This is a genomic window from Mailhella massiliensis (genome assembly GCF_900155525.1).
In the GTDB taxonomy this organism is placed as follows: domain Bacteria; phylum Desulfobacterota; class Desulfovibrionia; order Desulfovibrionales; family Desulfovibrionaceae; genus Mailhella; species Mailhella massiliensis.
Genome location: NZ_LT706951.1, coordinates 569234 through 590284, shown reverse-complemented (window position 1 = coordinate 590284; position 21051 = coordinate 569234). Strand labels below are relative to the sequence as shown.

General features: G+C 58.5%; 19 protein-coding genes, 2 tRNA genes and 1 riboswitch. Of the genes, 8 read left to right on the top strand and 13 right to left on the bottom strand.

What is annotated here, in order from left to right; all coding sequences use genetic code 11:
* Positions 1-15 precede the first annotated feature (15 nt).
* A riboswitch (molybdenum cofactor riboswitch) is annotated at positions 16-160 on the bottom strand.
* A 418-nt stretch (positions 161-578) separates the two neighbouring features.
* Positions 579-1166, bottom strand: coding sequence for a histidine phosphatase family protein (locus tag CZ345_RS08370; RefSeq protein ID WP_077072687.1), 588 nt, complete (start codon positions 1164-1166; stop codon positions 579-581).
* Positions 1167-1607: 441 nt separating this feature from the next.
* Between CZ345_RS08370 and modA the strand changes: the two genes are divergently transcribed.
* Complete coding sequence (gene modA / locus CZ345_RS08360; RefSeq protein ID WP_077072685.1) at positions 1608-2354, top strand: molybdate ABC transporter substrate-binding protein; 747 nt, start codon at positions 1608-1610, stop codon at positions 2352-2354.
* A gap of 270 nt (positions 2355-2624) precedes the next feature.
* On the opposite strand, the gene CZ345_RS08355 is transcribed toward modA, so the two are convergent.
* The 6 genes from CZ345_RS08355 to pth all read right to left on the bottom strand — a co-directional run bounded on the left by CZ345_RS08355 (position 2625) and on the right by pth (position 8118).
* Positions 2625-3437 carry a sulfate/molybdate ABC transporter ATP-binding protein gene (locus CZ345_RS08355; RefSeq protein WP_077072684.1) on the bottom strand — a complete coding sequence of 271 codons (813 nt, stop codon included), beginning with the start codon at positions 3435-3437 and terminating at the stop codon, positions 2625-2627.
* Positions 3434-4114: a molybdate ABC transporter permease subunit gene (gene modB, locus CZ345_RS08350; RefSeq protein ID WP_077073018.1), complete on the bottom strand. Its 681-nt coding sequence runs from the start codon at positions 4112-4114 to the stop codon at positions 3434-3436. Before modB ends, CZ345_RS08355 begins: the two co-directional genes overlap by 4 nt.
* 1032 nt (positions 4115-5146) lie before the next feature.
* A complete protein-coding gene (locus tag CZ345_RS08340; protein WP_077072682.1) occupies positions 5147-5791 on the bottom strand; it encodes a hypothetical protein in 645 nt (214 codons plus the stop codon).
* A 78-nt stretch (positions 5792-5869) separates the two neighbouring features.
* Positions 5870-5946 (bottom strand) — tRNA-Arg (locus CZ345_RS08335).
* An 84-nt stretch (positions 5947-6030) separates the two neighbouring features.
* Positions 6031-7350, bottom strand: coding sequence for a transcription termination factor Rho (gene rho, locus CZ345_RS08330; protein ID WP_420538674.1), 1320 nt, complete (start codon positions 7348-7350; stop codon positions 6031-6033).
* Between the two features lie 165 nt (positions 7351-7515).
* The gene (gene pth, locus CZ345_RS08325; RefSeq protein WP_077072680.1) at positions 7516-8118 is read right to left on the bottom strand and encodes an aminoacyl-tRNA hydrolase; all 603 of its coding nucleotides are present in this window, start codon (positions 8116-8118) and stop codon (positions 7516-7518) included.
* Here pth and CZ345_RS08320 point away from each other — a divergent pair.
* The 3 genes from CZ345_RS08320 (at position 8099) to tnpA (CZ345_RS08310) (ending at position 10633) form a co-directional block, all read left to right on the top strand.
* Complete coding sequence (locus CZ345_RS08320) at positions 8099-9208, top strand: 50S ribosomal protein L11 methyltransferase (protein WP_144277287.1); 1110 nt, start codon at positions 8099-8101, stop codon at positions 9206-9208. The genes pth and CZ345_RS08320 overlap by 20 nt on opposite strands.
* Positions 9209-9413: 205 nt before the next feature.
* The gene (gene tnpA / locus CZ345_RS08315; protein ID WP_077072678.1) at positions 9414-9884 is read left to right on the top strand and encodes an IS200/IS605 family transposase; all 471 of its coding nucleotides are present in this window, start codon (positions 9414-9416) and stop codon (positions 9882-9884) included.
* A 287-nt stretch (positions 9885-10171) separates the two neighbouring features.
* Positions 10172-10633, top strand: coding sequence for an IS200/IS605 family transposase (tnpA, locus tag CZ345_RS08310; RefSeq protein ID WP_077072120.1), 462 nt, complete (start codon positions 10172-10174; stop codon positions 10631-10633).
* Positions 10634-11651: 1018 nt separating this feature from the next.
* Here the strand turns inward: tnpA (CZ345_RS08310) and radA are convergent.
* Genes radA through CZ345_RS08285 form a run of 5 tightly spaced genes read right to left on the bottom strand, consistent with a single transcriptional unit; the run spans position 11652 to position 17475 of the window.
* On the bottom strand, positions 11652-13016 hold the full coding sequence (gene radA, locus CZ345_RS08305) for a DNA repair protein RadA (protein WP_077072677.1): 1365 nt from the start codon (positions 13014-13016) through the stop codon (positions 11652-11654).
* Positions 13017-13028: 12 nt separating this feature from the next.
* Positions 13029-13460, bottom strand: coding sequence for a ribose 5-phosphate isomerase B (gene rpiB / locus CZ345_RS08300; protein WP_077072676.1), 432 nt, complete (start codon positions 13458-13460; stop codon positions 13029-13031).
* A 22-nt stretch (positions 13461-13482) separates the two neighbouring features.
* Complete coding sequence (locus CZ345_RS08295; protein WP_077072675.1) at positions 13483-14334, bottom strand: hypothetical protein; 852 nt, start codon at positions 14332-14334, stop codon at positions 13483-13485.
* Positions 14331-16136, bottom strand: coding sequence for a tetratricopeptide repeat protein (locus CZ345_RS08290; protein WP_077072674.1), 1806 nt, complete (start codon positions 16134-16136; stop codon positions 14331-14333). The genes CZ345_RS08295 and CZ345_RS08290 overlap by 4 nt, the downstream gene beginning before the upstream one ends.
* Before the next feature lie 22 nt (positions 16137-16158).
* Positions 16159-17475, bottom strand: a complete 1317-nt coding sequence (locus CZ345_RS08285; RefSeq protein WP_083717261.1) for a sigma-70 family RNA polymerase sigma factor — start codon at positions 17473-17475, stop codon at positions 16159-16161.
* Between the two features lie 165 nt (positions 17476-17640).
* Here CZ345_RS08285 and CZ345_RS08280 point away from each other — a divergent pair, with 165 nt between their 5' ends.
* The 4 genes from CZ345_RS08280 to CZ345_RS08260 all read left to right on the top strand — a co-directional run bounded on the left by CZ345_RS08280 (position 17641) and on the right by CZ345_RS08260 (position 20086).
* On the top strand, positions 17641-18159 hold the full coding sequence (locus tag CZ345_RS08280) for a TlpA family protein disulfide reductase (RefSeq protein WP_077072673.1): 519 nt from the start codon (positions 17641-17643) through the stop codon (positions 18157-18159).
* 7 nt (positions 18160-18166) lie between these two features.
* Positions 18167-18682 carry a hypoxanthine phosphoribosyltransferase gene (gene hpt / locus CZ345_RS08275; RefSeq protein ID WP_077072672.1) on the top strand — a complete coding sequence of 172 codons (516 nt, stop codon included), beginning with the start codon at positions 18167-18169 and terminating at the stop codon, positions 18680-18682.
* A 263-nt stretch (positions 18683-18945) separates the two neighbouring features.
* The gene (locus tag CZ345_RS08265; RefSeq protein ID WP_077072670.1) at positions 18946-19935 is read left to right on the top strand and encodes a DUF3426 domain-containing protein; all 990 of its coding nucleotides are present in this window, start codon (positions 18946-18948) and stop codon (positions 19933-19935) included.
* Between the two features lie 75 nt (positions 19936-20010).
* Positions 20011-20086, top strand: a tRNA-Phe gene (locus CZ345_RS08260).
* Positions 20087-20578: 492 nt separating this feature from the next.
* On the opposite strand, the gene CZ345_RS08255 is transcribed toward CZ345_RS08260, so the two are convergent.
* Positions 20579-21019 (bottom strand): cytochrome c3 family protein, encoded by a 441-nt coding sequence (locus CZ345_RS08255; protein ID WP_077072669.1) that lies wholly within the window; start codon positions 21017-21019, stop codon positions 20579-20581.
* Positions 21020-21051: the final 32 nt, after the last annotated feature.

Genomic DNA, 21051 nt, shown 5'->3' with positions numbered 1-21051 from the left:
AGGCCCGCTTCGGGAGTACTTTCGCACAGGTTTTCTTTCCATGCCGGAGCATTTAATGGAGGCGGAGCCGTTTCCCGCGCCACCCTGTGAACCATGAAGGTTCAGGTCAGCCCGCATGGCATACGCTTTAGCAGGGCCTGACTCGAAAACTTTCTTTAACCATATTGAAATAGATTTTTTTCGTCAAGATATACGGAGAAAATTAATGGTACTTTTTTGGAAGTGTGAAAAAACGGTTTGAAATTTAAATCACAATGCCGTTTCATTTCATATTTGCCGTTAAATAAAGATATATTTTACTTTTGTAATGAAAAAATATAAGAGAAATGTCTTTTTATTGTAAAACTGCGTTGGCTTTCCGATGCAATGAAAGACGAAAATGAAAGACGGAAGAGTTTTTATTTTGAAATGCGGCATGTCGGAAGGTGGAGGGGATGTCTTTCTGCGGATGCAGAGGAGGTGGGACGCCTGCGCTGCGTTCGGCAATATCGAAATGACAGACACGGAAGAGGGAGCAGAAGGGAGGCGGCGATTCTGTTGCAGACGGTAAAACGCTCCGACATGCAGGCGTCGCAGGTTCAGACGCCGAGGCGGGCGATGTCTTCGGAGGAACAGAAAAGCGCGGTACAGGCAGCATAGGGCTGGGGCAGGGAGAAGAAGTCCTTCATGTCGAGGGCGAGGTAACGCATGAGAATGAGCCTGTTGACCCCCGCATGGGCCACCAGCAGAACCGAAGCCTCGGGCGGAAGGGCAAGGAGGCGGCGTTTCAGCACGGGAAGCACGCGGCGGGCCAGCATGGCGAAGGATTCTCCGCCGGAAGGAACGTAGTTCCAGAAGTCCCTGCCTCTGGCCTCGAGCGCGCCGGGAAAGCGGGCCTCCACCTCCTGACGGGTAAGTCCTTCCCAGTTTCCCAGGCGGATTTCCCGGAATGCAGGAACTGCGGAAACGGAGAGAGGGCGTTCGTGGACGATGAGCGCCGCCGTTTCCCGGCAGCGCGGCAGATCGGAACACCAGACTTCCCGGAAGGGAACGGAGGAAAGTTCCTTTCTCCAGAACAGGGCCTGCTTCCGGCCTTCCTCGCTGAGAGGAATGTCGCGCTGACCGATGAAGCGGCGTTCGGGATTGGGGAGAAGCGTACCGTGACGGAGAAGAAAGAGCGTGGGCATGGTTTTCTCGTTCTCGCGCGCAGGCCCTGACGGCCCGGGTTCTGTGAAAGGTGGCTTTTTGTCGTCATCCTATAAAAACGGAAAAAAGGGAAGGAAAAGGTACGTCGTATATCCTCTCCGGGGAGAGAACTCTCTGCATTTTTGCAGCAGAACGGGGAAAGCGGCGGAAACGGGCGTGCGTCCGTGTGATGCGTGCAATGTTTTTTTTCTTCTTCGGCGCGCCGTGTATGCCGCGTATGAAGAAAAAAAGAAGGTGCATCGATTCTTGAAGGCGGGACAGGAATGGAAAAAGTCACGATTTTAAAAAAATAGGATATGACCGCAAAAAATAACGCCCTGATATTGCACACGTTTTTATTTTTCGGAAAAAATTGTGAAACGGATTGAAAAAATAAACAAATCTTGTATGTTAGAAGAAACTTTTGAAATGAGGAGGAACTCATGAAAAAACTTGGATTCGCGGCGCTGTTTCTTGCCTTCTGCCTGAACGCCCCCTCGGCCATGGGCGCGGAGCTTACCGTTTCCGCCGCAGCCAGCCTTTCGGAATCCTTCACCCAGATTTCCCAGGAATTCACCAGGGAGACGGGGACGAAGGTCAACCTGAATTTCGCCTCTTCCAACAATCTGCTCCGTCAGATGGAGCAGGGCGCGCCTGTGGACGTGTTTGCTTCCGCCGATCAGGAAACCATGGATTCCGCCGCGAAGAAGAACCTTGTGGACCCCGCCACCCGCAAGGACTTTGCGCTGAACGACCTTGTGCTCATCACCCCCGCCAAGAGCACGCTTGCCGGGCCTGAAGCGCTTTCCGGCGCGGAGGTGAAGCATATCGCCATCGGTCAGCCCGAAAGCGTGCCCGCAGGACGTTATGCCCGCGAGGCCCTTACCAGCGCCGGAACCTGGGAAGCGTTGCAGAGCAAGTTTGTTTTCGGCAACAATGTGCGTCAGGTGCTGAGCTATATTCAGCGCGGTGAAGCCGATGCCGGTTTCGTGTACCGCACCGACGCGCTGGCAGGCGGCAAGGACGTGCGCATCGTGACCGCCATGACCGGCCACAAGCCCGTGTGCTACCCCATTGCCGTGACGAAGGACAGCGCCGACAGGCAGATGGCGCAGAAGTTCGTGGATTTCGTTCTTTCTCCCCGAGGGCTGGAAATTCTGGCCCATTACGGTTTCAGCCCGGTAAAGTAGGGCGGACACGCTCTTTCGCCGCCCCGTTTCGTGCGGGGCGGCCCGGATGCCGCTTCCCGACAGCCGGGAAAGCGGGCCGGGCAGAAGTTCCGCATGAAGGCGGCATGACCGGTCAGGCGGATAAGGCATGTTCCGCGCTCCCCGAAAGGGGAGGATGATGCCCTTTCGGCCTTGGGAAAAAGCTCCCGTATCGTTGTGATACGGGAGCATCGTCGTTGCTTTCGGGACGCCGCTGAGAGGCCGGCGGAAGGGGCCTTTGAGGCTCCCTGATCAGACGTCGTCGAAGCCGTAGGGCCTGTCGGCATGACCGCCGAGGCTCAGGATATCCGTCAGGTAGGAAAGGGAATCCTGCGCGAACAGCGTGCGGCCGCGGAAATTTTCTTCCATGGCAAGAATGCTGCCGTTGGCGTACACGGCGAGATCGTCGGCAAAGGTGTCCACATCTTCCGGGTCGTGCGTAATCATGATGAGGGGGACGCCGCAGTCGCTGAGAATACGCGAAACCTCCTTGCGCATACGGATGCGCAGGAGCGGGTCCAGCGCGGCGAAGGGCTCGTCGAGCAGAAGCACGCGCGGAGCAATGAGCAGCGCCCGGGCCAGAGCCACGCGCTGCTTCTGTCCGCCCGATATCTGGCCGGGGCGGCGGTCCGCCAGATGCGTGATTTCCAGAAGTTCCAGCATGTGCCGTATGGTTTCCCGGTCCTTGTCGTCGAGCCTTGCGGGAAGCAGGGAGAAAAGCCCCGGCGCGGAATCATTTTCCTTATGGCGCAGCAGGGCGAAGGACAGATTCTGCCATACCGTCATGTGCGGGAAGAGCGCGTAGTCCTGAAACACATATCCCACCCGGCGGCGGCGCGCGGGCATGTCGATGCCCTTTGCCGAGTCGAAGAATACCGCATCATCCAGCGCGATGCGTCCCCGCCGGGGCCGGATGAGCCCGGCAATCATCTGCAGGGTGAGGGTTTTGCCCGAGCCGGAAGGGCCGAACAGAACGAGGCGGTCGGCGGAACTTTTCAGGCTGATGTCGAGGGTGAAGGAACCCTTCTTTCCCTTCAGCGTGGTCTGGACGGAGAGATCGATCAACGGGAACCTCCCAGCAGATAGTCGGCGGTGATGAGGATGGCGGCGCAGATGCACGAGGTGAGTATGACCAGGCAGGCGGCCAGAGCGTCGTTTCCCGCCTGGAAGGCATCGTAAATGGCCAGCGCCAGCGTCTGCGTTTTGCCCGGGATGTTGCCCGCCAGCATGAGCGTTGCCCCGAATTCCCCCATGCCCCGGGCGAAGGCCAGCATGGCGCCGGAGAGAATGCCGCGCGCGGCAAGGGGCAGACTGATGGAAAAGAATACGGACAGTTCCGAAGCTCCCAGCGTGCGGGCCGCCTTTTCCACATTGGCGTCCACCTGTTCCAGCGCCGTTTTCGCCGATTTGTAGATAAGAGGGAACACCACCACCGTGGCCGCCACCACCGCCCCCTGCCACGAGAACATGAACTGGAAGCCCAGTTCGCTCAGCACGGGGCCGAGAACGCCGTTCCGCCCCAGAAGCAGAATGAGATAGTAGCCCAGCACCGTGGGCGGGAGCACCATGGGCAGCGTACACAGCGAATCGATGACGGCGGCGCATACGGAGCGGCGTCGCGCCAGAAGGCGGGCCGCAAAAGTGCCGAGAACGAGAGAGGCGATCGTAGATAAACCCGCGACCTTCAGCGAAAGGAAGATGGGAAACAGCGAGAACTGATACCCGAAAAGAGAAAATTCCATACCTTCGCACTCCTTTGCCTTGCATCGTATAGGAATATATCCGTCGGCGCAAGAAACTTTTTCTTTCTGTAACGGAAAAAGTATATATTTATGCATGATGTGAAAGGCATGAAAGAGTATTTTTCTGTATTTTTTTAAGAACTGCCATGCGTTTTCCATGCATGATCTTTGCTGTCGCATGGAAAAAAAGAAAGAAAAGATGCTTTGTCGTGTAAAAATCCCGAAGCCTATGCCTTTTTCTTCAATTTTGCCCTGAGAATTTTCCAGGCGTGACGCCTGCGGAGGTGTTGGCCGGAAAAGAAACGAGGACTCGGGACGACGGGGCCGACATGTTTTTCCGACGATGCGGGACTGGTGCCTGGCGAAAAGCCGTTGCGGCGGGGCAGGATGAGATGAGGAGAAACGCAAGGGGGCGGCGGAAGCCGGTTCTGGGCAACATTAAAGTAATACTTGAAGAATATGGAGCAAAAAGGGAGGGGGCGTTGCGGTGTGCCGGGACTGCCGCCGTTTTTGTCGTGCCTCTGGGAAGGGGGGCCGTCGTGAAATGGTGATGTGTCGTTGCGGTAAAAGGGGAGAAGGTCGCCTTGCGCTGTCTGCCGGTCACGCCGAAGGTACAGCCTGCCGGAGAGAGCGGCGGCATGGTTGCGGGCAGAGGGGGAAGGCACGGTTTCCGGCAGATGTGGTCCGTACCGACAAGGCGCGTTTTGGGTCGGCAGTCTTCCGGTGTGCTCCAATAGCCGAAAACAGACGGCACGGGACCTGAGCGTCCGGGGCAGGGAAGGAGGAGGGCGCAGGGCGTTTGTGGGGGCTCTGCGATATGTGAAATTCCGTTTTCCGGGCTGTTCTGTGCCCTTCGCAGTTCTTTTTTCAACGACCTGTGGTTGGTCGCACATGTTTTGTGTTCTCCTGTATTTTCTCTGGAAGGTGTTCGGAGCGCTGGTGCCGGGTCTCCCCCTCCGGTGGGCGGTTAATCAAAAAAAAACACCCTACCGGCGGAGCCGGAAGGGTGGAAGAGGTACGGGATGCGGCCGGTCAGAACGTGCCGCCGTTCTGAAGGTCCGTTACTTCTATTTCTCCTTCATTGCCGAGAAAGACGTCGTATCTTTTGAGACCGTGGCTCTGTGTGCCGAGTACGCGGGGCAGAACCTGAAGCATACTGAAGAGCAGCGTATGGAAGTCTTCGGTGGGGGCGGTGCAGCGCAGGGCCGTGCGCCATATCTGGCGGCCCTCCTTTCCTGCCTTGTCGAGCTCGTAGGCTTCGAGAAGAAGGTTGGCGGAATACAGCGTGGTGCTTGTGACCACCGGTTCCTCTACGAAAACATAGTCCACATAGCTGTGCCGTCCGTAGCCCACCACCACGGGGTGAGCGCGGGTGATGGTGCTGGTATCCACATACACGCGGGGTTCCTCCATCCACCAGGTGACGACGGCGCGGTTCTGCGCATGTTCCTCCACAATGGAAAAACCCTTGGAGCGGAAGGCGGGCGTGAGCTGACGGGCGATGTCGCGGAACTGAAGGTCGGTGCTCTTCATGCCTTCGTTGCCGGGGACAAGCTCATAACTGGCCCCGGAAGGCGGGCGGTCGTCGCTCAGCGAGTCCACCGCGACATGATAATGGGAGCCGCATCCGGCAAGCAGCAGTACGGAAAAAAGGAGTATGAAGCGCAGAAAGGGCATAACATCCTCGCAAACGGGTGGTGATGGTGCGGGAATAAAAAAAGGGTTACCGGAATTCCGGTAACCCTGCCTTTCACATGGTGCGCCCGGCGCGAGTCGAACGCGCGACCTACAGCTCCGGAGGCTGTCGCTCTATCCAGCTGAGCCACGGGCGCAAAGGGAAGAAGCCCTCATACGCAAGGCACTATGCACTGCAACAGGCAGATTGTCAACGCCTTTTTATGCGTTCCTGCCGCCTGTCAGCGGCCCATGCCGTTGAGGAAGTCCTTGTTGTTTTTGGTACCCTTCATCTTGTCCAGCAGGAATTCCATGCTGTCGATGGGAGACATGGGCGCGAGAATCTTGCGCAGTATCCACACGCGGTTGAGCACGTCTTCGCCGAGAAGCAGATCTTCCTTGCGCGTGCCGGTACGGTTGATGTCGATGGCGGGGAACACGCGCTTGTCGGAAAGATGACGGTCGAGATAGATTTCGCAGTTGCCGGTACCCTTGAATTCTTCGAAAATCACTTCGTCCATGCGGGAACCGGTATCGATGAGCGCCGTGGCGATGATGGTCAGCGAGCCGCCGCCTTCAATGTTGCGGGCTGCGCCGAAGAAGCGCTTGGGCCGCTGCAGGGCGTTGGCGTCGAGACCGCCGGAAAGCACGCGGCCGCTCGAAGGCGTAACCGTGTTGTAGGCGCGGCCCAGGCGGGTGATGGAGTCGAGCAGGATGACCACGTCGCGCTTGCGTTCCACCAGACGCTTGGCCTTTTCCAGCACCATTTCGCACACCTGCACATGGCGCTGCGGCGGTTCGTCGAAGGTGGAGCTGACCACTTCCGCGTTTTTCACCGTGCGTTCCATGTCCGTCACTTCTTCGGGGCGTTCGTCCACCAGCAGAATGATGAGATACACATCGGGATAATTGGCGTTGATGGCGTTGGCGATGGTCTGCAGAAGGATGGTTTTGCCCGTACGCGGCGGGGCCACGATGAGGGCGCGCTGCCCGCGGCCGATGGGCGACATGAGGTCGATGATGCGCGACGACATGTTCTTGGAATCCGTTTCCATGCAGAACTGCTGGTCGGGATATACCGGGGTAAGGTTGTCGAACAGCACCAGATGACGGGCGTTTTCCGGCGGCTCGAAACCGATTTCGTTGACGCGCACCAGCGCGAAATAGCGTTCCCCTTCCTTGGGAGGGCGGATCTGGCCGGAAACGCAGTCGCCTTTGCGCAGATGATAGCGGCGTATCTGCGAAGGAGAGACATACACGTCGTCCGGACCGGGCATGTAGCTGCACAGCGGTGAACGGAGGAAACCGTACCCGTCCGGCAGGATTTCCAGCACGCCGTCGCTGTGGATGACGCCGTTCTGGGAGGCGCAGGCCTGAAGCAGGGCGAAAATGAGTTCCTGCTTGCGCATGGAGCTGGCGTTTTCAAGCTGATACTTTTCCGCCAGATCCATGAGATCCTGCATTTTGCGCGTCTTCAGTTCCGTGAGGTTGAGGACGCTTTCATCAATAAGGGGAGCAGATTCTACAGTTTCGGGCTCGACAGGAGCTTTACGTTTCCGTATGGGCATAGAGATACCACCGGGAAAGAAGGGAAGGGAAAGGCGTATCGCACCGGAAAGGGGCGAACACAGAAAAGAAAGAAAGGGGAGGGAACCCCCCGCAGAAGCGCGGGTGTGAAAAAACTATAGATGTTTTTTCCGCTATTGGCAAGCCCCGGAGCGCTGTCGCTATTTTCTGCGGGTGTTGGCCACGTTGATGGCGCGCTCAGGCCCGTCGATGGTAAAGCGCAGTATGGCGTCCACAATGTGGGGGAAGGTTTGTTCCATCACTTCCTGTTCCGGCCCGAAAAAGCGGCCGAGCACCCAGGAGATGACCTGTTCCTTGTCCTGCGGTTTGCCCACTCCCACGCGCAGGCGGTAGAATTCGGGCGTGCCCAGGCGCTGCTGTATGGATTTGATGCCGTTGTGCCCCGCAGCGCTGCCCCCCTTCTTGAGCTTCATTCTGCCCGGTTCGAGATCCAGCTCGTCGTGAACCACGAGAAGCTGCTCGGGCTTGAGCTTGTACCATGCCATGAGGGGCTGGACGGCGTCGCCGCTCAGGTTCATAAAGGTCTGCGGTTCGGCCACAAGCCAGGTGCCGCCGCGCGGAATCTGAATGCGCCAGAGAAGCGCATTGAACCGGGAGCCGGAAAGCTGTTCCGGCGCGCGGCCGTTGCCGCGTTCCACTTCTTCCAGAAGCGCCTGTGCCGCCATGAAGCCGATGTTGTGGCGCGTGCCCCTGTACTGAGGCCCCGGGTTGCCGAGGCCGACGATGAGTCCGTTGAGATCCATGTGCGTTCCGATGGGTAAAGGCCCTTGTCCGGCGAAAGGGAAAAGAAGAAAATCATTGCGGGGAGAAAGGGCCGTGTCGTGCCGAATGTGCGGCAGAGGCCGCCGCCTGTCAAGTCCTTCTTGGCAAGCGTTCCCTCTGGTGATAGAGCTGTTTCTTCACCTTGCCAACAAAACGCGGGAGCGTGTTATGCCGCAGTTGTACCGTTTGAACATTGTCGTTTCCGAGGACGATTTCCCCATGGCGCAGGCCCTGGCCGCCCAGAGTGCCGAAACCGGCTGGGAGGAGGAATCCCTGCCTTCCGGGGAAATGCTGCTTCGCGTCACTTCCGACAAGGAAGAGGACTGCGTGAATCTTGCCGAAAAGCTGGCCTTTTTTGTGCCCGAAGCCTCCCTGAGCCGGGAGATTCTGCCCGACCGGGACTGGAACGCGGGCTGGCGCAGCTATTTTACGCCCGTGGAGGCCGGGGATTTTCTCATTCTTCCGCCGTGGATGAAGGATGAGGATGCGAAAGGACGCATTCCCGTCATCATTGAACCGAAATCCGCGTTCGGCACCGGGCATCATCCCACCACCACCATGTGCCTTGAAGCCATGAGCCGCCTGTATGCGGCCGGAGCCATGAAGGCCGGGCAGACGTTTCTCGATATGGGGACGGGGACGGGCATTCTCGGCATCGGCTGCGTGAAGATGGGCCTTTCCGGCTTCGGTGCGGATATCGACCCGCTTTCCATCGACAACGCCCGGGAAAACTGCGACATGAACGGTATTTCCGAAGGCTTCGATATCCGTGAAGGCAGTGTGGAGCTGGTGCAGGGGCAGACGTTCGACGTGGTCATCGCCAATATTCTCGCCGGTCCGCTCAGAGAAATGGCTCCTGCGCTCATTCCTCTGGTGAAGCCCGGCGGCTGCCTCATCCTTTCCGGTTTTCTGGCCGTGCAGGTGCCCGGTATGCTGGAGGCCTACGCCGGCATGGGCGAGCCGGAACAACTGCGTATGCCTTCCCCCGCCACGGACCCCACGCGTTCCGCCCATGCCGGAGACCCGGAAGCCGACGACTGGGTGTGCTTCTTCTGGCCGCGTGTAAAATAGCCCGTTTTGCCCGAAAGCTCGTCGCCGCCCGGTTCCGCCGGGCGGTTTTTGTTAAGGCCTTCAGGCAGTTGAGGGAGCGGAAGCGACCGAAACAGAAAACCACCCGCTTAGCGGGTGGACCACAAAATGGTTATACCTAAAAAAACACCTTTTCGATAAGACGGAGTTGTTCAGGCTCCCGTCCACATCGAAAAGGTGTTTTTTTATGGCGAAAGAACAAAATCTGGCACATACGAAATGGCTGTGTAGGTACCATATTGTCTTCACTCCGAAGTATAGGAGAAAAGTGATTTACGGGCAATACCGTGAAGAAATAGGAAAAATAATACGACAGCTTTGTAATTACAAGGGAATCGAAATTATTGAGGGACATATGATGATAGACCATGTGCATATGCTTGTCATGATACCGCCAAAGTATGCGATATCGTCGGTTATGGGGTATATAAAGGGTAAAAGTTCACTGATGATTTTTGATAAATTTTCCCAGCTGAAATACCGGTATGGCAATCGGAGATTCTGGAGCGTGGGATATTACGTCAGCACAGTAGGTTTGAACGAAGCAACGATCAGGAAATATATACGGGATCAGGATAGAGAAGATATCATGTTTGATAAGAGGACGTGCAGGGAATATACGGATCCGTTCAGTCCAAAGCAGGGAAAGCTCCTTTAGGAGCAGGCTACGAGTCAAAGTACATGGGGGCTTGAACTGTTGAAAAAAAGGCAGGGCGCCGACCAGAGAAGTTCAAGCCGGCGCCCTTAAGGCGCGAGTAAGTAACAAGCCCTTACAGGGCTGGTCAAGCCACCCGTTTTACGGGTGGTCCTGACTTTAAGACTGAAAACTCCCCGCTATGCGGGGAGTTCCAAAAAGGCGAAGCCTTTACATAAGTTAAAAAAGGGGTTCCTTTGTGAGATAACCAGTTGTCTCGACTCGAAATCTATACACAAAGGAACCCAATAATGAATGACCAGAGTTTAAACCATACCCGTTGGAACTGCAAGTATCACATCGTTTTCGCTCCGAAATTCAGACGCAAGCTGGTATACGGAAGGTATCGCAGAACGATCGGCGAAATTCTGAGAAAACTGTGTGAATACAAAGGAATAGAGATAGTGGAAGCAAATGCGTGTGTGGACCATATTCATATGTGCGTCAAGATTCCGCCCAAGTATAGCGTGGCGCAGATCATGGGGTATTTGAAAGGGAAGAGTTCTTTGATGATATTCGAGAGTTTTCCGCATCTGCGCTACAAGTTCGGCAATCGCCATTTCTGGTGTACCGGTTATTTTGTCAGCACGGTGGGAGTAAATGAGGCGACCATCATCAAATATGTGAGGGAGCAGGAAGAACGAGACAAAATAACAGACCAGTATAGCCTGGTAGAACGGCCCGTCAGCTCGTTTACGAGCAGCAGAAAATAACTCTTCGGCAAGAGTCGAGACAGAGCCCTCTTAAGAGGGCAGCCGGGTAACAGACCCTTATAGGGTCAAATCAAACCGCCCCTTGAAGGGGCGGTCCTGACTTTTAAGGCGCGCTCCTTTACCGTGAAGGAGCGAGGCGGCAGCGCAGAAAGACTGCCGCATGTACTGATACGGTACGCTGCCCCGATGTATTCACGACATGGCAAGGCGATGTGCTCATCAAAGGAATGAGCAAGTTGTCAAAGCATGTCAATAAACAGGTATCTATATGTTTTTATAATATCTTTTTGAACGGAAAGCGCGCTTCATTCCATGGTGAGATAAACATGGGAAGATGCATCATGAAGAAGGCGTTTGAAGCGTATCTGGTGCGCATGGATACAGAAAGGTGACCGGAAACGGCAAGCCCTGTATCGTGTATGCTTACTGCCGCGGCGTCGACAGCGTGGCCGGTGAGGAGAGGCGGACCTGGGAAGAACCGGTCGAGAAGAGGAAATTCTGCCGGGCCATGATGAGGGCGCTGTGAAACAGGAGAGGGGAGAAAGTCGCACCATGCCGTCACCAACGCGCTGAAACGGGTTTCGGAGTTTGCGAAAAGTGCGGAATAGTTCCCCCGCGTTCTGCCCTGTGTGGACCGTGCCGGAAAAGCGGCGGCAGCGCGGGACGGCAGCCTTTTGCCCTGTTGCGAAAAAGGCGGGGAATTTCATACGGTTTTTTTTGCTGATGCCGGGAAAATACCTGTCTGAGAAAGCTCCGCGCAGCGGAAGCCCGGAGCCGGGAAATTTCCAGAAGAGGGAGTATGGTGAGAAAGGGCGTTTTTCCGCAATATGCCGGAACAAGCCAGATGCACAACACAGGGGACAGGGGCATCCCGGCAAGAGCGGCGGAAGGGCATGACAGAAGCCATGAGGATTTATGCCCTTGCTCCTGAGCGGTATTCAGGAGAAGTGGAAACGCCGCGAAAAAAGGCCCGGAAAGGCCCATGGGGAAGCTTCCTGCGCCGGTAGATGAGGAGAACTTATGCGTCTTTGGGCGCGCCCTTGCGGAAAAGCACACGCTGAAGATCGGCCACGGTGGCGATACCCCGGCTTTTGGCGTTTTCCGGGCAGAGTATGGGGGAATAGCCGAGGCGCAGGGCCTGCTTCATGCGTATGTCCTGACTCGATACGGGACGCACCTGTCCGTTGAGGTCCACTTCTCCCCACAGAACGCAGCGTTCGGGGAGCGGGATATCATAGAAGGAGGAGAGAAGGGCGGCCACCAGGGCAAGGTCCAGCCCCGGTTCCTGAAGGCGCATACCGCCGCCGACCTTGGCGTAGATGTCCACCTGCCCGAAGTTGAGGTGCAGGCGTTTTTCCAGTACGGCAAGCAGCAGATGCAGGCGGTTCACATCGAAGCCCAGACCCGTGCGCCGGGGAATGGCAAGGTAGCTTCGGGTGGCGAGAGCCTGAATTTCCACGGCAAAGGGGCGCTGACCGTCCACGGCCATGACCACGGCCGTGCCGCTCAGCGAGGTGTCGCGCGCGCCGAGGAAGAAGGTGGAAGGATCTTCCACCAGTTCCAGCCCCTTGCGGACCATGCGGAAAATAAGCAGTTCCTGATTGGGACCGAAGCGGTTTTTCAGCACGCGGAGCATACGGAACATTTCCCGGCGGTCGCCTTCCAGAGAAATGACGGTATCGACCAGATGTTCCAGAAGGCGCGGCCCGGCCAGCGTGCCGTCCTTGGTGACATGGCCCACCAAGACCAGCGTGGTGTCGGCCCGGCGGCAGCGTTCCACAAGTTCCGTGGCCACGGCCCGCACCTGACTCACGTTGCCGGGCAGGCCTTCCGCGCTGTCGGAGGCAAGAGTCTGCACCGAGTCCACGATAAGGAGCGCGGGCGCGGTTTCCGGCGAGTCCAGCACGGGAAAAAGATCTTCCACCCGGCTGGTGGCCAGGGCAAGAAGGCTGTCGTGCAGTACGTCGAGACGTTCCGCGCGGCTTCGTATCTGGGGAAGGGATTCTTCCCCGCTGGCGTAAAGAACGGTTTTTCCCTCGCGGGCCACGGCCCCGGCAAGCTGAAGCAGCAGCGTGGATTTGCCGATGCCCGGTTCCCCGCCCACCAGAATGGCGGCGCCGGGAACAAAGCCCCGCCCGAGAATGCGGTCGAGGGCATCGAGTCCGGTACCGAAGGCGGCGTGGTCGCTGCCCGAAACTTCCGCAAGGGGCTGGATGCGCCCGCCTGCGCGGCCTTCCACGGGCAGAGGCCTGCCTGTGGAAGACTGCGCGAGGCGCGTAAGTTCAAGCGTGTTCCACTCCCGGCACTTCGGGCACTGACCCCGCCACTGGGCGCTTTGCGCGCCGCAGGCGCGGCAGACGTAGGTTTCCCGCAGTTTCGCCATGGAACGGAAGGATTACTTGTTGAAGAGGTTGATGCGGCGCAGGTGGCGGCCGCCTTCAAACGGGGTGCTGAGGAAGACATCCACCATGCTGGCGGAAATGCCCTGACCGGAAACCCGTTCGCCGAGGCAGATGATGTTGGCGTTGTTGTGGGCGCGGGCGAAGGAGGCGTGGAATTCGCTGGTGCACAGCGCCGCCCGTATGCCGGGGACGCGGTTGGCGGCCATGCTCATGCCTATGCCGGTTCCGCACACGAGAACGCCGAAGGCGTTTTCATCCTTGAGGACGGCTTCCGTGACGGCCTGGGCCTTCAGCGGGTAATCGCAGCTCGCGGGATCGGAGGGGCCGAGATCGTGCACGTCGTGTCCCTGATCCTTCAGGTAACGCACAAGAAAGGTTTTAAGGTTGAAGCCCCCGTGATCGGACGCGATGTAAATGGTGCTCATGACTTTCTCCAGTGACGCGGTGTTATTGGTCCAGCGAGTAGACGGCGACATCCTGCGGTACGTTCAGCTTCATGTTTCCTGCGGGAAGCGTGCTCGCGGAACGACGTTCCTTGACGAGCAGCACCATGCGAAGGGGCTCTTCGCCGTCGGTCCGCCCGTCCAGCTTGTAGGGCAGGGCGTCGTCGCCGTAGGCGATGTTCAGCGTCCAGCGGCCGTTCATGCTCCAGCGCACGGGCAGGGCCTCGGCATTCAGCTCAAGCTCGCACCTGCGGCCTTCGCTGCGATACCGGTAGATGATGTTGCCGTCGTTTCCGGTGAGGTATCTCTCCGGAGCCGGAACGTCAAGAGCGGACAGGTAGCGGCCGGCGAGAAAATCGTTGAGAGCATTCATGGAAAACGGCAGGGACAGCCCCATGAGGCGGCGTATGTTTTCCGCCGATTCCACCCCGGTGTAGGCCTTGCCGTCGCGGGGAAGCACCACGAGCATACGCCCGTTGTCGAAAAGGGCCTTGGCCACGTTGGCCCCCACCCCGGCGTTCACTTCAAGACGTATGGCCCGCGTGTCGCCCGGCATGTCGGGATCGGAATCCGCCGCATCCAGCCCGGCGGGGCCGTGACTGTCGAGAAGGCCGTCGTTATCGGCGTTGCTCTCTGACCAGAGAAGATAGGTGACGCGCCGGGTGTCGTTTTCCGGGCCGAAACGGAGGCTCCCGGAAAGCAGTTCATACTGCACGGGCCGGGAGGACATCTGCTCGAAGGTCTTCCAGCGGCTTTCGGCGTCGCTTTCCGGGGTAAGCGGCAGATCCTTGGGGCCGCAGCCTGTGAGCATGGCGAAAAGGGCGAGGCAGAGAAGGGGAAGAGTGATGTTTTTCATGACTGCTTTTCCAGTTTGAGCCGCACGCGGGCGGCGTCTTCGGGGTAGTCCATGCGCTGGAACAGATCGAGCGCCTTGCTCCAGCCCCGGAGGGCGGATTCCCTGTCGCCCCGGGCGGCGGCGATGTCGCCGTAATGCTCGAACATGGCGGGATCGCCGGGGCTTTCCCTGTCGGAAGCTTCCAGCGCTTTTTGAATCTGCTCCCAGGCTTCGTCCAGCTCGCCCCGGCGGAAATGCACCCAGGCCAGGGAATCGAGAATGAAGTCCGCCTCCGGTTCCAGTTCCACGGCGCGCTGAAGAAGTTTGTAGGCTCTGTCCAGATCGCGGTCGGCGTCGGCCAGATTGTAGCCCACGTAGTTCAGAGCGAGAGCGTTGTCGGGGAATTTTTCGATGACTTTTTCCATGAGCGCCATGGCACGGCTTCTGTGGCCCTGCACTTCCTGAAGATAGGCCTGCTGGAAGGCGGCGCTTTCATTGTCCGGCTGGATGCGGAGGGCTTCCGCCAGCGCCTTGTCCGCAGCCTTGAAATCCCGCGTCTGCATATGAAGTTCGGCCATGAGCAGCAGCGGTTCCACATCGGAAGGATGCATACGGCGCAGTTCGTCCAGCGTCTGCAGCGCTTCGGAAAAGCGCCTGCGTTCATAAAGAATGCGGACCTTCATGCGCAGCGTCTTGTCGTATTCCGGGCTGTTGGCGTTCACCTTCTCCAGAAACTCCAGCGCGCGGTCCTGGTCCATGCCCGATTCATAAAGCAGCGCCGCATGATAGAAATAGATGCCGTCGGGCATGTCGGCCTGCTTTTCCAGCCGGGTGAAAAGCTTCTCCGCCTGGGCGGCGAGCTTTTCGTCCATGAGCATGGCTGCGGCGGCCACGGCGAAGTGCAGCGGGTCGTGGGAGCTGATGATCGTGTCGACGACGGCGTCCGTATTGTTTTCCTGCAGCATCAGACGGATGAGGAAAAGCCGCGCGCTCCGGTTTTCCGGGTCGGAGTCCAGAAGCGTTTTGTAGATTTTCTTCGCTTCGCCTTTGTTGCCGAGCTCTTCCTGCGTGAGGGCGAGAAGCTGCCAGGCTTCGGAATATTCCGGGTCTTCCTTCACGGCCGCGTCGAGCTGACTTCTGGCCTCGGAAAAGCGGCCGGACACGTTCAGCGCCTGGGCGTAGGCGAAACGTATCTGCGGGGTGAGCTGCTTTTCGGGGATGCGCCGGAACACCTTCATGGCGTCGTCGGTGCGGCCGCTGCGCAGAAGCGCAAGCGCAAGCTCCGCCTGAGCCTGCCCGTCCGCCGGATGGCCGGCGGCAAAGCTGCTCAGCAGTTCTATGGCTTCCTCCCGCGCATTGCGCTGGATGAGAAGGTCGGCCTGAAGGGAGACGAGCGCAAGATCGTCCGGCATCTGGGCGGAGGCGTTCTGCACGAGCAGCACCGCGTCGTTTTCGTAATCGTGGGCCAGCAGCCAGATGGCCGCGTCGATGATGGGCGTGGAGGCGGGCAGCGCGTGGGCGCCCGTGCCGAACCGGAGCAGCCTTTCGGCCGCGTCGAGAACGGCGTCCTTGTCGTTGCGGTCCAGAGCGGCGTCGAGCTTGAGCTGCGCGAAAATGAGCTCCGCCCGCTGCGAAGGCTCCTGAGGCATGAGGCTGGAGGCCGGGAGAAAGCGTTCCTGCCGGGAATAAAGATCGGTTTTGCCCGTGCACCCTGCGGGAAGCAGCATGAGGGCGAGGGTGGAAACCAGCATCAGGCGCTTTGTCCGCCTGGGAGCGGCGGCACGACGCCCGGCCCGGAAACGAGGCGTGGAATGACGGAACATGAAAATCCCTGTGGCGGAAGAGTCAGGGCTGTATCCACTCTTCCGAGAAGTCTTTGATCTCGCGCCCGAGATGTTCTTTCAGTTTTTCCAGCAGTCGCGCTTCCAGCTGGCGTATGCGTTCACGAGTGACATTGTAGCGTTCGCCGATTTCCCGGAGCGTGGCGGGTTCGTCGGTGAGCAGCCTGTGCTCCAGAATGTAGATTTCCTTTTCCGAAAGGGAGGGAATAAGCTCCGCTATGCTCTCGCGTACCAGGCGGGAGACCTCGGAATCGGCAATGCCTTCCTCCACCCCCGGGCCGAGCGCGGGCAGAAAGTCCATGCGGGAGGCGCTGCCGTTTTCGTCGCTGACGGGAAGGTCGAGGGAAACATCGCCCGCGTCCAGGCGCTGCTGCATTTCCACCACCTGATCCTGCGTGACGCCGAGCCTTTCGGACAGAAGCGCCGTATCAGGGTCGAAGCCCTGAAGGATGAGCTTCTGCCTTTCGCGGTTCAGGTTGTAGAAAAGTTTGCGCTGGGCCTGCGTGGTGCCTATTTTCACCATGCGCCAGTTGTCCATGATGAACTTGAGAATATAGGCCTTGATCCAGAACGATGCGTAATAGGAAAATTTGATGCCCTTGTCGGGATCGAACTTGTTCACCGCGCGCAGAAGGCCCACGTTGCCTTCCTGTATGAGGTCGAGCACGTTCTGCATCCAGCGGCGCTGAAAGTCCATGGCGATGCGCACCACGAGGCGCAGATGCGAGGAAATGATGCGGAAGGCCGCCTGCGTGTCGCCGTGATCGCGCACGCGGCGGGCGAGCTCCGTTTCCTCCTCCGGTTCCAGCAGGGGAAATTTGCTGACTTCGCGCAGGTAGCTCTGCAGATTGTCGCGCATGGGCACGCTGGGAAGCCTGTCCTGCGCGAGGGCGGGCAGATTGCTGCCCAGGTCGATGACTTTTCCGCCGTCGTCGAAATCGTCGAAGGCGGGAAAATCCTCGTCGGGGACGAGTTCGCCTTCCTGCGCGTGCTCAAGCTCCGCCTCCATGACTTCCGGGGAGTCGTCGCTTTCGCCGGAAAGGCCGTCCTGCATGTCGGCTTCGTCCTCACGGAGGGGGGAGGTTTCCTCCTCCTTCGCGGCGGATCGCTTTTTCGGATTTTTTGCAGCTCCGCCGGAACTTTCCTTTGAAGAAGCGCGCGCAACGGAAGACGTTTCGGAAGCCGGGCTTTCGGAAAGATCGATGATATCCACATCATCCTTGGATATCTTGCGTTTTTTGCCTCGCGCGGAAGAGGAACCGTGCCCGGGTTCTGCGGAGACAAGAAGTTCGGCTTCGCGTGAGTCGGAAATTTTTGCCATGAAGTCATCCTTATTTCGGCGGCGCTTCCGGGGATGGAAGCCTGATTGCCGGAATGTATCCTATAGTTTAAGGTTGGCGTTTTCAACGATTTTCAGTACACCTAAACAGGTTCGCGGAAGAAAAGTCTTCTGCGCCGACTTTTGAGGAAAAGGAAGGAGTTTTTTATGGTTGAAAAGCCGTCGGGCTTTTTTCGCCGCCTGACAGGAGCGCTGGTTTCCGGCATGTTGGCCCTTGCCCTGGTCTGTCCTGCGGGCGAGGCCCTGGGGCAGGAGGGCGGCAGGCACCTGAAGCCCGTGCACACCTATGAACTGCTGGATGAACTTGCCGCCAATCACGGCAAGGTGATTCTGGTGAACTTTTTCGCGGCCTTCTGCGGCCCCTGCCGCAGGGAGATTCCCGAACTCATGAAAATGAGGAAGGAAATTCCCGAGGAGGACCTGCTCATCATCGGCATCGCCATTGACGAGAACATCCGCGAGGCCGACAGCTTCGTGAAGTCCATGGGGATGCTGGGGGCCTATCCCGTGTACTACGGCGGCGAGGAACTGGCGCGGGCCTATCGTATCGACGCCATCCCCTTCAACGTCATCTACAACAGGGACGGCCATATTGAAGTGAGCGAGGCGGGCTATGTCCCGGCCCCGGAAATGAAACAGTTTCTTATGAGTCTTATTCGTCGGTGAGTGAGGCATGTTGAAAGAACTATTGTCGGAAGACGTCATTAGAAGTCGCGTTGCGGCCATGGCTGAGAGCATAGACGCCGTGTACAACGGCGAAGACGTGGTTGCCGTATGTGTGCTGAAAGGGGCTTTTTTCTTCTTCAGCGATCTGGTGCGGGCCATGAAGACGGAAACCGCCGTCGACTTCGTCCGTCTTGCCAGCTATGGGGACGCCCAGAGCAGCAGCGGCGAGGTGCGCATCACCAAGGATGTGGAAATCGACCTGAAGGACCGCCATGTGCTTGTCATCGAGGATATCGTGGATTCCGGCCGTTCCATGCACGTTCTCATGAAGCATCTCGCCTCGCTGGGCGCGAAGTCCGTGCGGCTCGCCGTGCTCATCGACAAGAAGGAACGGCGGGAATTTCCGGTGCATTCCGATTTCGTCGGCTTTGAGCTGCCCGACGGCTTCATTGTGGGCTACGGCCTCGACTACGCGGAAAGATATCGCGATCTTCCGGGGATTTATGAGTTGCTTGACTGCTGATGCAGCCGGTGTATGGTCTGCTTCGCAGAGTAAAGTCGCGGTGAGTCTGCCGGGAAGTTTTTTTCCGGGGGAACGCTGCGGCTTTTCCGGCGTGTCCGCCCCGTATGCTGCGGGTGGACGCCTTGCCGGACGGAACTTTTCCGAATATCGGCCTGTTCTGGCGTCGGGCCGCCCGGAAGAGGAGAAGAAACGCGGTTTTTCCTGCGGCCGGGCCTTTGCCTGCCGGGAAGGGTAAGCCGCTCCAGACGCATGGAGAATGTCTCATGAATGTTACCTGCCCCCAGTGCAATACGGTATATCGCCTGCCCGATGAAAAAGTGAAGTCGGGCGTCAAGCTGCGCTGTTCGGTATGCCGCCATATCTTCGCGCTTAACGTGGAGGATGCGCCGGTTCTTCTGGACAGGCCGGAGCCGGCCCCGTCCCGCGGGGAAAAGTCCGCTCCCGCCGCCGACACTCTGGATTTCGGTCCCTCCGAGAAGCGTTCTTCCGTTTCGGACTACGGTTCGGAAGGCACGCTTTCGCTGGGAGGTTCCTCTTCCTCCGGTTCCGGCGGAGGCCTTTCCCTTGCCATGGATGAACCCCGCAGGGAACGCCCCGCAGGGGAACGGGGAATGCAGGGGCTGCGCCTCGACGGCGCGGGCGGCGCCGAAGCCTTCGGCGGGCTGGACATGCCCCGCAGAAAGCGTTCGATTCTTCCCCGCATCTTCAGTTTCGTGTTCTGCGTGGCGCTGTGTGCGGGCGCCTGGTGGATGTGGGGGAACACCCCCTACCTCGACGGACTGAAAGGCCTTGTCGCTCCGTATTTCGGTCTGGAAACGGCCGATGCCTCGGACCCGCTTTCTCTGGTGAGCAAGCTGGAACTGCGCGACGTGCGCCAGTATCAGGTGAAGAATGAAAAGCTCGGCAATCTCATCATCATTGAAGGAAAGGTGATGAACAACTTCCCCACGCCCCGGGAACTGATCCGCCTGGAAGCGGAACTGTACGACGCTTCGGGCAACATGCTGGTGTCGCAGCAGCAGCTTGCGGGCAGCAGCATCAGTTCCTTCCAGCTGGAGGTGCTGGATAAGGAGGAGCTCGACAAGGCGCTGAACAGCAAGCTCGACATCGTGTCCAGCAATGTGAACGTGCTTCCGGGCAGCGAAGTGCCCTTTACCGTGGTGTTCGTTGATCCTCCGGCGGGGGCGAGCGACTACAAGGTGCGCATTGCCGAGGCCTCCCTGCCCAAGGGGCCGGGCAATCTTACCGAGTAATATCGGATTTTTTGAAAAACAGACAAAAAAACACTTGCCAAGCGCGGTGAGTTGAAGTAAGGTCTCTTTCGTTGTGCCGAGGTAGCTCAGTTGGTAGAGCAGGGGACTGAAAATCCCCGTGTGGGCAGTTCGATTCTGTCCCTCGGCACCACCGAATTTCAGGGTTGCATCCTCAGGGTTGCAACCCTTTTTTTCGTTAAACGCACTCTGTTCCGGGAAGGAATGCCCCCGGACGGAATTCGTGACCCATGGCCGTAGGGGAGTGTTCCGGCATGGGAGATGTTCTTTCGGGAAAGCCGAAAGACCGGTGCGGCACGGAAGGGAAGAAGACAGCGATGCGGAGGGCGCAGGCGCTGTTGTACGCGCCGTATTGCGGACATCGTGTGAGGAGCGGGCCCGGGCGTTTGCCTTGCCGGGCCGTGAATATGCCCGGTATGCGGAGAAAAAGACGCCGCGTCATGGGAGGGGCCGCATGTTTCCCTGCGCTCCCTGGTTCTGCAGCCGTTCCGGGAGGCCGTCGTTGTTGTGAGGAGGTCCTTTGACGGACGGTCGGCGTTTCTGTGCTCCGCAGGGCGGAGAAAGGTAAACGAAAAGCCCATGCCCCGGATGAACGGAGCATGGGCTTTTTTGCGGGCTGGGGAAATTACTTTCCTTCGGCGGGCTTGTTGGGATGGCAGGGACGGCAGCCCTGGAATTCGGGGTGTTCCGCCTTCAGGCTGTTGTGGCAGCCGAAGCAGGAACGCAGGGAATCCCTGTCGTGGAAGGCCATGAAGCGGCTCTTTTCGTCGTTGCTTCTGCCCTTGATGACGTGGCAGCCGTCATTGGCGCTGCACGAGGCATAGGGAGATTTTTCCAGCGAGGGGCTGTAGTGGCAGATGGCGCAGCGCGGCTTGTGATGGCAGGTGTCGCAGGTGACGTCGCCGTGGGTACTGTGATTGAACGTCACCGCGAGGCGGGGGCTTTCTTCACCGCCCAGCACGATGGGATTTTTGGGGTACTTGAGCGCTCCCTTGAAATCCTGAGCACCCGCAGGGGCGCACCAGGCCAGGGAGATGAGGAGTGTGAGGATGAAAAGCGGTCTCATGCGCAGTCTCCCAGTCAGTCGGGACAATGCCC